General features: G+C 66.1%; 13 protein-coding genes and 1 pseudogene. 4 read left to right on the forward strand and 10 right to left on the reverse strand.

Annotated elements, in window-relative coordinates; translation table 11 throughout:
- Positions 1 to 7: 7 nt before the first annotated feature.
- Positions 8 to 1321 carry a glycerate kinase type-2 family protein gene (locus AC1DK4_RS25630; protein WP_441613599.1) on the reverse strand — a complete coding sequence of 438 codons (1314 nt, stop codon included), beginning with the start codon at positions 1319 to 1321 and terminating at the stop codon, positions 8 to 10.
- Complete coding sequence (locus AC1DK4_RS25635; RefSeq protein ID WP_477131858.1) at positions 1318 to 2406, reverse strand: tartrate dehydrogenase; 1089 nt, start codon at positions 2404 to 2406, stop codon at positions 1318 to 1320. The genes AC1DK4_RS25630 and AC1DK4_RS25635 overlap by 4 nt, the downstream gene beginning before the upstream one ends.
- 178 nt (positions 2407 to 2584) lie before the next feature.
- Here AC1DK4_RS25635 and AC1DK4_RS25640 point away from each other — a divergent pair, with 178 nt between their 5' ends.
- Entirely contained in the window at positions 2585 to 3415 is an 831-nt protein-coding gene (locus tag AC1DK4_RS25640; RefSeq protein ID WP_441613601.1) for a class II glutamine amidotransferase, read from the forward strand.
- A 79-nt stretch (positions 3416 to 3494) separates the two neighbouring features.
- Here AC1DK4_RS25640 and AC1DK4_RS25645 read toward each other — a convergent pair whose 3' ends face one another.
- The 6 genes from AC1DK4_RS25645 to AC1DK4_RS25670 all read right to left on the reverse strand — a co-directional run bounded on the left by AC1DK4_RS25645 (position 3495) and on the right by AC1DK4_RS25670 (position 9425).
- Positions 3495 to 4229 (reverse strand): amino acid ABC transporter ATP-binding protein, encoded by a 735-nt coding sequence (locus AC1DK4_RS25645; RefSeq protein WP_441613602.1) that lies wholly within the window; start codon positions 4227 to 4229, stop codon positions 3495 to 3497.
- Positions 4226 to 4909 carry a glutamate/aspartate ABC transporter permease GltK gene (gene gltK, locus AC1DK4_RS25650; RefSeq protein WP_441613603.1) on the reverse strand — a complete coding sequence of 228 codons (684 nt, stop codon included), beginning with the start codon at positions 4907 to 4909 and terminating at the stop codon, positions 4226 to 4228. Before gltK ends, AC1DK4_RS25645 begins: the two co-directional genes overlap by 4 nt.
- Before the next feature lie 11 nt (positions 4910 to 4920).
- Complete coding sequence (locus tag AC1DK4_RS25655) at positions 4921 to 5649, reverse strand: amino acid ABC transporter permease (protein WP_441613604.1); 729 nt, start codon at positions 5647 to 5649, stop codon at positions 4921 to 4923.
- A gap of 63 nt (positions 5650 to 5712) precedes the next feature.
- The gene (locus tag AC1DK4_RS25660) at positions 5713 to 6612 is read right to left on the reverse strand and encodes a glutamate/aspartate ABC transporter substrate-binding protein (protein WP_441613605.1); all 900 of its coding nucleotides are present in this window, start codon (positions 6610 to 6612) and stop codon (positions 5713 to 5715) included.
- A 409-nt stretch (positions 6613 to 7021) separates the two neighbouring features.
- A complete protein-coding gene (locus AC1DK4_RS25665) occupies positions 7022 to 8329 on the reverse strand; it encodes a Glu/Leu/Phe/Val family dehydrogenase (RefSeq protein WP_441643555.1) in 1308 nt (435 codons plus the stop codon).
- Between the two features lie 118 nt (positions 8330 to 8447).
- On the reverse strand, positions 8448 to 9425 hold the full coding sequence (locus AC1DK4_RS25670; protein WP_441613607.1) for a LysR family transcriptional regulator: 978 nt from the start codon (positions 9423 to 9425) through the stop codon (positions 8448 to 8450).
- 174 nt (positions 9426 to 9599) lie between these two features.
- On the opposite strand from AC1DK4_RS25670, the gene AC1DK4_RS25675 reads away from it, so the two are divergent.
- The gene (locus tag AC1DK4_RS25675) at positions 9600 to 10169 is read left to right on the forward strand and encodes a cysteine dioxygenase family protein (protein WP_441613608.1); all 570 of its coding nucleotides are present in this window, start codon (positions 9600 to 9602) and stop codon (positions 10167 to 10169) included.
- Between the two features lie 68 nt (positions 10170 to 10237).
- Positions 10238 to 10696 (forward strand): Lrp/AsnC family transcriptional regulator, encoded by a 459-nt coding sequence (locus AC1DK4_RS25680; RefSeq protein WP_441613609.1) that lies wholly within the window; start codon positions 10238 to 10240, stop codon positions 10694 to 10696.
- Between the two features lie 59 nt (positions 10697 to 10755).
- On the opposite strand, the pseudogene AC1DK4_RS25685 reads toward AC1DK4_RS25680, so the two are convergent.
- Positions 10756 to 10845: pseudogene (locus AC1DK4_RS25685) on the reverse strand (ABC transporter permease); the annotation flags it as partial.
- 59 nt (positions 10846 to 10904) lie between these two features.
- On the reverse strand, positions 10905 to 12800 hold the full coding sequence (locus tag AC1DK4_RS25690) for an ABCB family ABC transporter ATP-binding protein/permease (RefSeq protein WP_441613610.1): 1896 nt from the start codon (positions 12798 to 12800) through the stop codon (positions 10905 to 10907).
- 228 nt (positions 12801 to 13028) lie between these two features.
- Between AC1DK4_RS25690 and AC1DK4_RS25695 the strand changes: the two genes are divergently transcribed.
- A complete protein-coding gene (locus tag AC1DK4_RS25695) occupies positions 13029 to 13433 on the forward strand; it encodes an acyl-CoA thioesterase (protein ID WP_441613611.1) in 405 nt (134 codons plus the stop codon).
- Positions 13434 to 13660 lie beyond the last annotated feature (227 nt).

Genomic DNA, 13660 nt, shown 5'->3' on the forward strand with positions numbered 1-13660 from the left:
CGGGGGATTACAGAATCAGGATGGCGCGGTAGTCGTTCACATTGGTGCGCGTGGGGCCGGTCACCACCAGGTCGCCGGCGGCATCGAAGAAGCCCCAGGCGTCGTGCGCGTCGAGCCGGGCGCGCGCCGGAGCGCCGGCGGCCTGCGCGCGCGCCGGCGTCGAAGGGTCGAGCAACGCGCCAGCATTATCCTCCGAGCCGTCGATGCCGTCCGTATCGGCCGCGATGGCGTACACGTCGCCCGCGCCATCGAGCTCCAGCGCAAGCGACAGCAGGAACTCGGAGCAACGCCCGCCGCGCGGCCTGGCGCCGCCCGCGGCACCGCCCTGGGGCAGCGTCACAGTGCATTCGCCGCCGGAAATCAATGCCACCGGCGCGGCGAACGGCGCATTGTACGTGCGAATCTCGCGCACCAGCGCGGCGTAGACGCGCGCCACTTCCTGCGCCTCGCCGGTCACGGTGTCGCCCAGCACCACCGGCTGGATGCCCTGGGCGCGGAAGCGCTCCGCCGCGGCCTCCAGGCTTCCATGCGCCGTTGCGATCACACGATTGTCGACGCGGGCGAACAGCGGATCGCCCGGCTTTGGCGTTTCCGCCACTTCGCCGCGCGCGCCGCGTTCCAGGTGCTGGCGCACCACGGGCGGCACGCTGGCCCCATAGCGGCGCAGGATGTCCAGCGCGTCGCCATAGGTGCTCGGGTCCGCCACGGTGGGGCCCGAGGCGATCGCGCTCGGATCGTCGCCGGCCACGTCCGAGACAATCAGCGTGGTGACCGGCGCGCGGCTGGCCTGGGCGAGCCGGCCGCCCTGGATGCGCGAGAGATGCTTGCGCACGATGTTCATCTCGGTGATCGGCGCGCCGCAGCGCAGCAACTCCTGCGTGGTGGCCTTGAGGTCAGCCATGGCGATGCCGTCGGCCGGCAGCGACAGCAGGCTGGAGCCCCCGCCCGAAACCAGCACGACCAGCCGGTCGTCGGGCCCGAGCGCGCCCACGCGGGCCAGGATCTCGGCCGCGGCGCGCTCGCCCGCTTCATCAGGCACCGGATGGCCGGCCTCGATCACGCGCACGTGGTCGGTCGGCAGGCCATGGGCGTAGCGCGTGACCACCAGTCCTTCGATGACATGGGTCGGATCCAGGCGCGCATAGGCCTGCTCCACCGCCAGCGCCATCGAGGCGGCGGCCTTGCCGGCGCCCACCACCAGCGTGCGGCCGCCCGGCCGGGGCGGTGGCAGGTGGTCGGCCACGATGCGCAGCGGATCGGCCGCCCCTACCGCTGCCTGGAATGTCTCCAGCAGCAGCGCGCGCGCGTCGGCCGCCTTCACAGCGCACCTGCGATGGCCTGGCCCAGGTCCGCCGTGCCGGCCTTGCCGCCGATGTCGCGGGTCAGCGGGGCATGCTCCGGGCCGGCCGCCAGCACCTTTTCGATGGCGCCGAGCACGGCTGCGCCGGCGTCGGCGTGGCCCAGGTGTTCCAGCATCATGGCGCCGCACCAGATCTGGCCGATCGGGTTGGCCACGCCACGCCCGGCGATGTCCGGCGCGGAACCGTGCACCGGCTCGAACAGGCTGGGGAAGGTGCGGTCCGGGTTGATATTGCCCGACGGCGCGATGCCGATGGTGCCGGTGCAGGCCGGGCCCAGGTCGGAGAGGATGTCGCCGAACAGGTTGCTGGCCACCACCACGTCGAACCAGTCTGGATGCTGGACGAAGTGCGCGGTGAGGATGTCGATGTGGTACTTGTCGACCTTCACGCCGGGATAGTTCGCCGCCATCGCTTGGACCCGCTCGTCCCAGTACGGCATGGTGATGGAGATGCCGTTGGACTTGGTGGCCGAGGTCAGATGCTTGCCGGGGCGCTTCTGCGCCAGCTCGAAAGCGAACTTGAGGATGCGGTCCACGCCGGTGCGCGTCATCACCGTTTCCTGGATCACCACTTCGCGGTCGGTGCCGGGGAACATGCGCCCGCCGATGCTGGAATACTCGCCCTCGGTGTTCTCGCGCACCACGTAGAAATCGATGTCGCCGGGCTTGCGCGGGTTGCCGTCGCGGTCCACCAGCGGGCTGCGGATCCCGGGCATGAGCCGCACCGGCCGCAGGTTCACGTATTGGTCGAACGAGCGGCGGAACTGCAGCAGCGAGCCCCACAGCGAGACATGGTCGGGCACGGCATCGGGCCAGCCGACCGCGCCGAAATAGATCGCGTCGTACTTGACCAGGGTGTCGAACCAGTCGTCCGGCAGCATCTTGCCGTGCCGCGCATAGTAGTCGCAGCTGGAGAAGTCGAAATGGTCGAACTGCATGTCCAGGCCGAACCGGCGCGCGGCGGCGTCCAYCACCCGCAGCCCCTCGGGCATCACTTCGGTACCAATGCCGTCGCCGGGGATGACTGCGATCTTGTATTTGCTCATGTCTCGAATGGCCCGCAAAAGAGATACAGATACGAAAGAGGTCGGGGGATGCCGGGATAGGCCGGGGTAGGCCGGGGTAACCCGGGAAAACGATGCGCTTGGCAGATAACCCGGGCTGGCCGGATAATGGAACATTCTATTGCAATCCGGCAGCCCGCTGCCGGTCCGGTGCCCCGCCATGTGCCAGCTGCTCGGCATGAACTGCGCCACGCCGACCGACGTGACGTTCTCCTTTACCGGCTTCGCCGCCCGCGGCGGCGTCACGGACCACCATGCCGACGGTTTCGGCGTGGCGTTCTTCGAGGACAAGGCCTGCCGCCTGTTCATCGACAACCAGTCCGCCGGCACCTCGCCCGTGGCCGACCTGATCAAGCGCTACCCGATCAAGTCCAAGAACGTCATCTCGCATATCCGCAAGGCGACCCAGGGCACCGTGCTGCTGGAGAACTGCCACCCCTTCATGCGCGAACTGTGGGGCCGGCACTGGATCTTCGCCCACAACGGCGACCTGAAGAACTTCTCGCCGTTCCTGTCCGGCGTCTACCAGCCGGTCGGCGATACCGACAGCGAGCTCGCCTTCTGCACGCTGATGCAGGGTCTGCGCAAGCGCTTTCCCGGCTCGCAGCCGCCGCTCAACGAACTCTGCCACGCGCTGGCCGACATCACGCGCGAGATCACCCTGCACGGCGTGTTCAACTACCTGCTGTCCAACGGCCAGGCCCTGTTCGCGCATTGCTCCACCCGCCTCTATTACATCGTGCGCCAGTGGCCGTTCTCCACGGCGCACCTGATCGATGCAGACCTCTCGATCGATTTCGCCCAGGTCACCACGCCGGACGACCGGGTGGCGGTCATCGCCACCGCCCCGCTGACCGACAACGAGACCTGGACCGCCTTCGCGCCGGGCGAGCTGATGATGTTCGAGGAAGGCCGCTCGGTGATGACGCTGACGGTGCCGATTCCGGCCGACGTGCAGGCCAGGAACGCGGCCAACAGCGCCTGTACCTGAGGGGCGCGGGCGGCAACGAAAAAGGGACGCCGCGGCGTCCCTTTTCCATGGCGAGCCGCCGTGGCGGCGACCTGCCGTCTCAGTGATGCAGGATCTTCGACAGGAACTGGCGTGCCCGGTCCGAGCGCGCCTCGATATTGCCGAAGAACTCTTCCTTGTCGGCGTCCTCGACGATCTTGCCCTGGTCCATGAAGATCACGCGGTTGGCGACCTTGCGCGCGAAGCCCATTTCGTGGGTCACGCACATCATGGTCATGCCTTCCTGCGCCAGCTGCACCATCACGTCCAGCACTTCGTTGACCATTTCCGGGTCCAGCGCCGAGGTGGGTTCGTCGAACAGCATGCAGATCGGGTCCATCGACAGCGCGCGGGCGATCGCCACGCGCTGCTGCTGGCCGCCCGACAGCTGGCCCGGGAACTTGGCCGCCTGCGCCTTCAGGCCCACGCGGTCCAGGTACTTCAGGCCCTTCGCGGTCGCCTCTTCCTTCGAGCGGCCGAGCACCTTCATCTGGGCGATGGTCAGGTTCTCGGTGATCGACAGGTGCGGGAACAGCTCGAAGTTCTGGAACACCATGCCCACGCGCGAGCGCAGCTTGGGCAGGTTGGTCTTGGGCGAGCCCACCGAGGTGCCGTCCACGGTGATGTCGCCCTTCTGGAACGGTTCCAGCGCGTTGACGGTCTTGATCAGGGTCGACTTGCCGGAGCCAGACGGACCGCACACCACCACCACCTCGCCCTTGGCGACCTTGGTGGTGCAATCGGTCAGCACCTGGAAGGCGCCGTACCACTTGGAGACGTTGTTGATTTCAATCATACGGCCACCTTTTTCTGGTAACGCTTGACCAGCAGCGATGCGGAGAAACAGATTATGAAGTACACCAGGCCGGCAAACAGCAGCATCTCCACGATGCGGCCGTCGCGTTCGCCGATGCCGTAGGCCTGGCCGAAGAAGTCGGCCAGCGCGCTCACGTAGACCAGCGACGTATCCTGGAACAGGATGATGCCCTGGGTCAGCAGCAGCGGCACCATGTTGCGGAACGCCTGCGGCAGGATCACCAGCCGCATGGACTGCCCGTAGGTCATGCCCATGGCCTGGGCGGCGAACATCTGCCCGCGCGACACGCTCTGGATGCCGGCGCGGATGATCTCGGAATAGTAAGCCGCCTCGAACAGCGCGAACGCCACCAGCGCCGAGGTCATGCGCAGGTCCGACGCCTGCGACAGGTTGAACACCTTCTGCAGCACCTGCGGGATGATCAGGAAGAACCACAGCAACACCATCACCAGCGGGATGGAGCGGAAGATGGTCACGTATCCCTGCGCGAACCAGTTCAGCGGCTTGACCGAGGACAGGCGCATCATCGCCAGGATGGTGCCCCAGACGATACCGACCACCACCGCGGTGACGGTGATCTTGAGCGAGACCAGCATGCCCTCGCCCAGCACTTCCAGCGTGGTCGCGTTGATCGAGCTGAAATCGAATGTATATGCCATGACGTGTCCTCTTACTTGCCGCCGATGAAGCCGGGCACGCGCGTGCGGCCTTCGACCCAGCGCATCAGCAGCATCACGACGATGTTGATCAGCGCGTACATGAGGGTCACCGCGATGAAGGACTCATACGGGCGCGCCGTGTAGTCCACCAGTTGCCGGCCTTGCGCCGCCAGTTCCAGCAGGCCGATCGTCGACGCGACCGCGGAATTCTTGAAGATGTTCAGGAACTCGGAAGTCAGCGGCGGCACGATGACGCGGAACGACATCGGCAGCAGCACGAAGCGGTAGGTCTGCGCCAGCGTGAAGCCCATCGCCAGGCCCGCGTTGCGCTGGCCGGGCGGCAGCGAGTTGATGCCGGAGCGGACCTGTTCGCAGACACGGGCCGCGGTGAAGGTGCCCAGGCAGAGCATGGCTGCCAGGAACTGCTGCGCGAACGGGTTCATCTGCTTGAACATTTCGCCGCCGGGCAACAGCTCGGGCATGACGAAGTACCAGATGAACAGCTGCACCAGCAGCGGAATATTGCGGAAGATCTCGACGTAGGTCGCGGCAAGGCCGGACAGCCACTTGTTGGGCACCGTGCGCAGCACGCCGAGCACCGAGCCAATGACGAGGGCGATCACCCACGACGAGAGCCCGAGCGCCAGCGTGACCTTGAGCCCGGAAATCATCCAGTCAAGATAGGTCTCGTTCTGGGCGGCTTGTTCGAGGAATACACCCCAATGCCAGCTGTAATTCATGATGAGTCCTCAAAAAGAAACGGAAGGACATGCCTTCCGTTTCGCACAACCGGAATCCCAGGATCAGTCGAGCGCCTTGTCATTCGGCGTCTTGAACAACGCCTTCATGTCTTCGGACAGCGGGAAGTCCAGGTTCAGGCCCTTCGGCGGCACCGGCTGCTGGAACCACTTGGTGTAGAGGGTGTTGATCGAACCGTCCTTCATCATGCCGGTGATCACGGTGTCCGACAGCTTCTTGAACGGTGCGTCGTCCTTGCGGATCATGCAGCCGTAGGACTCGCGCGATTGCGGCTTGCCCACCACGATCCAGTCGTTCGGGTTCTTGGCCTTGGCGCGTTCGCCGTACAGCAGCGCGTCGTCCATCATGAAGGCGACCGCGCGGCCCGATTCCAGCGTCAGGAACGACTGGCCGTGGTCCTTGGTGCTGATGATGTTCATGCCCAGCTTCTGGTCATCGTTCATCTTGCGCAGCAGGCGCTCCGACGTAGTGCCGGCGGTGGTCACCACGTTCTTGCCCTTGAGGTCGGCCCAGTCCTTGATGCCGCCATCCTTCTTCACCATGATGCGGGTGCCGATGATGAAGATGCTGGTGGTGAACGATGCTTGCTTCTGGCGCTCGAGGTTGTTCGTGGTCGAGCCGCACTCGATGTCGATGGTGCCGTTCTGCAGCAGGGTGATACGGTTCTGCGAGGTGATCGGGATTTCCTTGACCTGCAGGTTCGGCAGCTTCAGGTGGTCCTTGATGGCTTCCACGATCTTGACGTTGATATCGTAGGAATAGCCGACCTGGCGCACGCCGCCGAGGTTGTAGTTGAACGGAATCGACGATTCACGAACGCCAAGCGTAATCACACCGGTGTCTTTGATCTTCTGCAGCGTGCCCGTCAATTGCTCGGCTGCTTGCGCGGTACCGCAAAGCACGCCGGCTGCAATCATCAGGGAAGCCAACTTGGCAACATTCATAACATCTCCTTGACCATGAAGAGAGAAAGGCGGGACTCTAACAAAAAACCACCCGCCGACGAAATAGTATTGCGCAGGCAGACACCCAAGACAACGGGTTTTTCCCCTAACAAAGCCAATACAGGCATGGTTTGCGGGGGAGTCGGGCCATGCCTCGCCCCCACCCCGCGCATGCCGCGCCAAACCGCTTTTTCCCATTTCCGCAACACCGGACGCCGCCCGGAGCCGGCAGGCAGGAAGCCGTCGCCGGCCCGTTATCCGGCCGCCCGGCGCCAGCGCCGCGAGGCAGGAAACATACGACAACGCGGCTGCCGGGAAGCCCGACAGCCGCGTTACCAAAAGTCCGGCCCGGTTGCTGCGACGCAGCATCACCAATTGGCGATGCCGCAACGGCAACCGGCGTTGAGGATCAGGGGTAGAGACCGCGCATTTCGCGCGCCTGCAGAATCCGCGTGCACGCCACGATGAACGCGGCCGTGCGCAGGGTCACCTTGTTTTCCTGGGCGACCTGCCAGATCGCACGGAATGCCTCTTGCATGATTCGTACCAGGCGCTGGTTAATTTCCTCTTCGGTCCAGAAAAAGCTGGAAAAGTCCTGCACCCACTCAAAATACGAAACCGTGACGCCGCCGGCATTGGCGATGACGTCCGGCGCCACCAGGATGTTGCGCTCGCGCAGGATGTCGTCGGCCTCGGGCGTGGTCGGGCCGTTCGCACCTTCAATGACCATGCGTGCCTTGATGTGGGGCGCGTTCTTGGCGGTGATCTGCCCTTCCAGTGCGGCCGGGATCAGGATTTCGCAATCGACCTGCCAGAACTGCTCGGCGGAGATGGTCTCGCCCTGGAAGCCTTCGATGGTGCCGCTATGCGAGGCGTATTCCATCATGGCGGGCACGTCCAGGCCGGCCGGGTTGTACAGCGCGGTGCGGTGATCCTGCACGGCCACCACCTTGGCGCCGGCTTCGTGGAACAGCTTGGCCGCCACGGCGCCGACATTGCCGAAGCCCTGCACCGCCACGCGGGCGCCCTTGATATCCAGGCCAATGTTGCGTGCCGCCTCGGATCCGACCACGAACACGCCGCGGCCGGTCGCCTCGTGGCGGCCCAGCGAGCCGCCCAGCGAGATCGGCTTGCCGGTCACCACGCCGGTCGCGGTGCTGCCCGAATTCATSGAGTAGGTATCCATCATCCAGGCCATCACCTGCGCGTTGGTGTTGACGTCGGGCGCCGGGATGTCCTTGTTGGGCCCGATGATGATGTTGATCTCGCTGGTGTAGCGGCGCGTGATCCGTTCCAGTTCGCCCTGCGAGAGCGTGCGCGGGTCGACGCGGATGCCGCCCTTGGCGCCGCCGTAGGGCACGTTGACCGCTGCGTTCTTGACCGACATCCAGGCCGACAGCGCCATCACTTCCGACAGCGTCACGTCCTGGTGGAAGCGCACGCCGCCCTTGCCGGGGCCGCGCGACAGGTTGTGCTGCACGCGGTAGCCCTCGAAGTGGGCGATGGTGCCGTTGTCCATCTCGATGGGCACGTCAACGACCAGGGCGCGCTTGGGGCGCTTGAGGGTCTCGACCCAGCGTGCGAGCGAGCCCAGGTAGGGCGTGACACGATCGACCTGCTGCAGGTAGATGCCCCAGGGGCCGAGCGCCTCGGGATTGAGGTAGGACGGCAGCGTGTGAGTCATGACGGCAGGATTGGACGGCGCGGCGGAAGACATCGTTTGGTCTCGGTGTGAAAGTGCGGCCAGCTTAGAGGAGGCCGCCCCGCCGAAGCCAATGCCGTTTGATTATCCCGTTATGCACCGATTGCATAACCTTGCGGCGACATCCGTGCGCCTATGCGCCCGGCGGCGCGGACATGGGCAGGCTGCGCGCCGCCAGCGAGTTCCACACGCGATCCACCAGCTGGCGCTTGTTGCGCAGCTGCGCGCTGCGCCGCTCGCTGGCCTGCTCGCCGGGTTTTTCACGGTAAAGCCGGATCTCCATGTCGATCGACAGCGGCGCGCCGCGCGCCGGCTCGGCACGCACCAGCCGGTGCCGGGCCAGGTCCTCGCGCACCGCGCTCTCGGGCAGGAAGGCCATGCCATGCCCCGCCAGCGCCATCACCTTGAGCGCCTCGGCCATATCCGTCTCGTAGCACTTGTCGAGCTTGAGGGCGTCGGGGGTCTCGTCGAGCAGCATGTCCACCATGCGGCCGAGGAAGGCGTTCGGCGTGTAGCTCAGGAAGGGCACCGGCTTCTTGTCCGTGCCCGGCAGGCGGTACAGCGGCTTGCCCGCGGCGTCCGGCACGCTGTACGGCGACAGCCGCTCGATGCCCAGCACCATCATGTCGTAGTGCGCCGGATCGAGCTGGATGGCCTGGCGCGCGTGGTGGTAGACCATGACCAGGTCGCAGCCGCCGTCGACCAGCGCCAGCACGGCGTCGTGGACGTTGAGCGCGCGCAGCCGGCACGGCAGGGTGCCGATCTCGCGCTCCACCGCCTTGAGCCACTCCGGGAAGAAGGTCAGCGACAGCGTATGCGGCACCGCGAATTCCAGCACCTGGGCATTGGCCGAACGCTGCCCCCGCATCAGCGCGCGCGTCTCGCTGACCTGCGCCAGCATCGCCAGCGCCTGCTCGTAGAACACCTTGCCCGCCGGCGTCAGGCTGGTGGGATAGCTGGAGCGGTCGATCAGCTCCGTGCCCACCCAGGACTCCAGCGACTGGATCCGGCGCGAGAACGCGGGCTGTGTCACATGACGCTGCTCGGCCGAGCGCGAGAAGCTGTGCGTCTCGGCCAGGCTGACGAAGTCTTCAAGCCATTTGATTTCCATGAGGCGGCATTATCCACCGGCTTCCCCCGTCCGGCGCGCACTCAGGAACAAAATTCTACTATCTTGAGTTTTTGTGGAATCAGATTACACTGCAACCTAGATTTGCACGACAAGACGCACGCGTTTGCTACGGACCGGGCGCTATGATGGGCGCATACCAACAAGGAGCCCGTCATGGCCACCCAGCAAGCCGGCACGCCCGGCCCCGTCGCCCACCCCGCGCCCGGCGCCCCGCCCGGCGCCCTCTTCGCCCCGCTGTCCGACGGCATGTCTTCGGCCTTCGCGGCGAGCGCGCGCATGGTGGCCGAGGGCATCGAAGCCGGCCTGCCCGACGCCGCGGCCCTGCTGGCACTGCTGCCCGAATCGCTGCGCGAAGGCTCGCCCCACGGCTATGTGCGCCACCTCGTCCACGCCGATCCGCTGGCACGCTTCTCGGCCATGCTGATCGTGTGGCGGCCCGGCCAGCACAGCCCGGTGCACGGCCACCAGACCTGGTGCGCCTACCGCGTGTTGCGCGGCACGCTGCACGAGCGCCACTACCGCTGGGATGCGCAGGCGCGGCGCGCGCGGCAGTGCGGCGAAATGCCGCGCACGGCGGGCGACACCTTCAGCGTGCCGGCCGGCCTGCGCCATATCCACGCGCTCGGCAACGACAGCGATGAAGTGGCCGTGTCGCTGCACATCTATGGGGTGGACCAGGAGCACATCTGCAGCGGTGTGAACCTGCTGGTGGACGCTGCCTGATCCGCGGGCGTGCGTGCGGCCGGACACCGACCGATGCTGCACGACAGGAACCCGACAGGAACCACGCCATGGACCGCTACGACCGCCAGATACTCGCCGCCCTGCAGGAGGACGCCACCTTGCCCGTGGCCGAACTCGGCGAGCGCGTCGGCCTCACCTCCACGCCTTGCTGGCGGCGTGTGCAGAAGCTGGAGGAAAGCGGCGTCATCCGCAAGCGCGTGGCGCTGCTGGACCCGGCCCTGCTGAATGTGGGCGTAACCGTATTCGTCTCGGTCCGCACCAACCAGCACAACGCCAAGTGGCTCAAGACCTTCCACGACCTGGTCGCCTCGATTCCCGAAGTCACCGAGTTCTACCGCATGGCGGGCGATACCGACTACCTGCTGCGCGTGGTGGTGCCGGATATCGCCGCCTACGATCGCGTCTACAAGAAGCTGATCCAGGGGGCCGAGCTGGCCGATGTCAGCTCCAGCTTTGCCATGGAGCAGATCAAGTACACCACGGCGCTGCCCCTTGACTATGCGTAGGCGAGGCTGGCGAGACTAGCGAGGCTGGCCGCACAAGCCAGACCGGCACACACCCGCCCTCACCCGCGGCTGGCCCAGCCCGTCATGCGCCGCTCCACCACCGCGAAGAACTCATACATCACCATCGCCATCACCGCGATCACCACCAGTCAAAGGCGCGTGCCATGATCTGGCGCACCCGCGCCTGTCCGATGCGGACCGTCGCGCCTCAGGCGTCCTGCGTGGCGTCGCCCGCTTCGATGGCCAGCGTCGCGTCTTCCACCGGTGTGGCGTTCTGCGCGGCGCTGCGCGCCTGGATGCGCCACATCTCGGCGTAGCGGCCATCCATGCGCATCAGGTCGGCGTGCGTGCCGCGTTCGATCACGCGGCCGTGGTCCATCACCAGGATCTGGTCGGCATGCACCACGGTCGAGAGCCGGTGCGCGATCAGCAGCGTGGTGCGGTTCTGCGCCAGCCGGATCAGCTCGGCCTGGATGGCCTGCTCGGTGCGCGAATCCAGCGCCGAGGTGGCTTCATCGAAGACCAGGATGGGCGGGTTTTTCAGCAGCGTGCGCGCGATCGCCACGCGCTGCTTCTCGCCGCCGGAGAGCTTGAGGCCGCGCTCGCCCACCGGCGTGTCGTACCCCTGCGGCAGCTCGCGGATGAAGGTGTCGATCTGCGCCGCGCGCGCCGCCGCGATGACTTCATCGTGGCTGGCCTCGGGGCGGCCGTAGGCGATGTTGTAGTAGATGCTGTCGTTGAACAGCACCGTGTCCTGCGGCACGATGCCGATGGCGCCGCGCAGGCTGTCCTGGGTGACCGCGCGGATATCCTGCCCGTCGATCTCGATGGCGCCGCTGCCGACGTCGTAGAAGCGGAACAGCAACCGCGCCAGCGTGGACTTGCCCGAGCCGCTGTGCCCGACCACCGCGGTGGTGGTGCCCGCCGCGATGGTGAAATCCACGCCATCCAGGATCGTGCGGTTGCTCTCGTAGCCGAAGCCGACATGGGCGAAACGCACCGCGGCGCCCCGCACCCGCAGCGGCTGGGCGCCCGGCGCATCGGCGACTTCGCGGTTGGTGCCCAGCAGCACGAACATGCGGTCCATGTCGGTGGTGGCCTGCTTGATCTCGCGATAGATCACGCCGAGGAAATTCAGCGGGATGTACAGCTGGATCATCAGCGTATTGACCAGCACCAGGTCGCCCAGCGTGAGCTTGCCKGCTGCCACGCCCACCGTGGCGCGCCACAGGATCAGGATCAGGCCGGTGGCGATGATCGCCTGCTGGCCAAAGTTGAGCAAAGACAGCGAGTTCTGCGAACGGATTGCCGCGGAGCGGTAGGTGAGCAGGTTCTCGTCATAGCGGCGGGCTTCATACTCCTCGTTGCCGAAGTACTTCACGGTCTCGAAGTTGAGCAGCGAATCGATCGCCTTCTGGTTGGCGCGCGAATCCAGCTCGTTCATCTTGCGCCGGAAGTGCGTGCGCCACTCGGTCACCACGATCGTGAACACGATGTAGCTCACCAGCGCGCAGCCGGTGATGGCGGCGAACCAGATGTCGTAGTGCAGGATGAAGAAGCCCATCACCAGGCCCATCTCGACCAGGGTCGGCAGGATGCTGTAGAGCGAATAGGAAATCAGCGACTGGATGCCGCGCGTGCCGCGCTCGATGTCGCGGCTCATGCCGCCGGTCTGCCGCTCGAGGTGAAAGCGCAGCGACAGCGCGTGCAGGTGGCGGAACACCTGCAGCGCAATCTCGCGCACCGCGCTCTGCGTGACCTTGGCGAACAGGATCTCGCGTAGTTCGGTAAACAGCGTGCCGGACAGCCGCAGTACGCCATACGCCAGGATCAGCCCCACCGGCACCACCAGCAGCGCGGTGGCGCTGCCGGCAGGCACRTTCATGTTGTCCACCAGCTTCTTCATCAGCACCGGCACGCCGAGGTTGGCCACCTTGGCCGCGACCAGGCACACCAGCGCCAGGATCACGCGCCATTTGTAGTGCCAGACGTAGGGCAGCAGGTTGCGCACGGTCTGCCAGTCRCTGCGGGGAGCGCCTGGCTTGCCGAACAGGGAAGCGGGCTGGGCGGGGGACGGCTCGGCCGACGAGGAATAGCGTCGCATACGTTAGAATTTGGGCGAATATGCGATTGTGGCAGAGATCGGCTGGCTCAGCCGGCACCACCCTGGCATCCGTCTTTGTCGCGGCTGTGTTCCGGCCATGCCACCATGCCGGCGCCGTGCGGCGGCCAGCTCACTCCGTCCACTCCGGCAAGCATCGCCATACCGTAGCGGCATCGCGCCGCGATCCCGGCGCCCCGCCCCAACCCTGTTTTCCTGCCTCAAGCCATCATGAATCAAGCCACCGTCCTACCCTGCCTGCCGCCCGGCAAGAATCCCGCACTGCGTGTGGTCCCCATGCCTGCCGACGCCAATGTGCACGGCGACGTGTTCGGCGGCTGGATCATGGCGCAGGTCGACCTGGCCGGCTCGATCCCCGCGGTGGAGCGCGCGCAGGGCCGCGTGGCCACGGTGGCGGTGAACTCCTTCCTGTTCAAGCACCCGGTCTTCGTCGGCGACCTGGTCAGCTTCTACGCCGATATCGAGAAAACCGGCCGCACCTCGATCACTGTGTCGGTGGAGGTCTACGCGCAACGCATGCGCCACAGCAACGAAATCGTCAAGGTGACGGAAGCCACGCTGACGTATGTGGCGACCGATGACACGCGACAGCCGCGGGTGCTGCCGAAGCTCTGAGTTGCCGGCCCGCCGGCGCGGCCCTTGCGCGGCATCCTGAACCAGGCTGAACCAGGCTGGCTCGGGAGCCCACCCTCCCCGCGACCCGCCTGCGGTCCTCCCTGAAGCGTCCCGCGCACATCGCGGGGCGCAATCTCCCCGCCCCGCCCCTCCCGTCCGCCCGGAAGAAAGCAGAAATTTCTGCCTGCGCGTTCAGACATTTCCAATTCCTTCACCTCGCTCCACGC

The organism is Cupriavidus sp. 05N38 (assembly GCF_056397345.1).

Coding starts and splice junctions, on each gene's coding strand:
- AC1DK4_RS25655 (WP_441613604.1), bottom strand. CDS start 5,649: ATGAATTACAGCTGGCATTGGGGTGTATTCCTCGAACAAGCCGCCCAG.
- AC1DK4_RS25695 (WP_441613611.1), top strand. CDS start 13,029: ATGAATCAAGCCACCGTCCTACCCTGCCTGCCGCCCGGCAAGAATCCC.
- AC1DK4_RS25675 (WP_441613608.1), top strand. CDS start 9,600: ATGGCCACCCAGCAAGCCGGCACGCCCGGCCCCGTCGCCCACCCCGCG.
- gltK (WP_441613603.1), bottom strand. CDS start 4,909: ATGGCATATACATTCGATTTCAGCTCGATCAACGCGACCACGCTGGAA.
- AC1DK4_RS25640 (WP_441613601.1), top strand. CDS start 2,585: ATGTGCCAGCTGCTCGGCATGAACTGCGCCACGCCGACCGACGTGACG.
- AC1DK4_RS25645 (WP_441613602.1), bottom strand. CDS start 4,229: ATGATTGAAATCAACAACGTCTCCAAGTGGTACGGCGCCTTCCAGGTG.
- AC1DK4_RS25670 (WP_441613607.1), bottom strand. CDS start 9,425: ATGGAAATCAAATGGCTTGAAGACTTCGTCAGCCTGGCCGAGACGCAC.
- AC1DK4_RS25660 (WP_441613605.1), bottom strand. CDS start 6,612: ATGAATGTTGCCAAGTTGGCTTCCCTGATGATTGCAGCCGGCGTGCTT.
- AC1DK4_RS25680 (WP_441613609.1), top strand. CDS start 10,238: ATGGACCGCTACGACCGCCAGATACTCGCCGCCCTGCAGGAGGACGCC.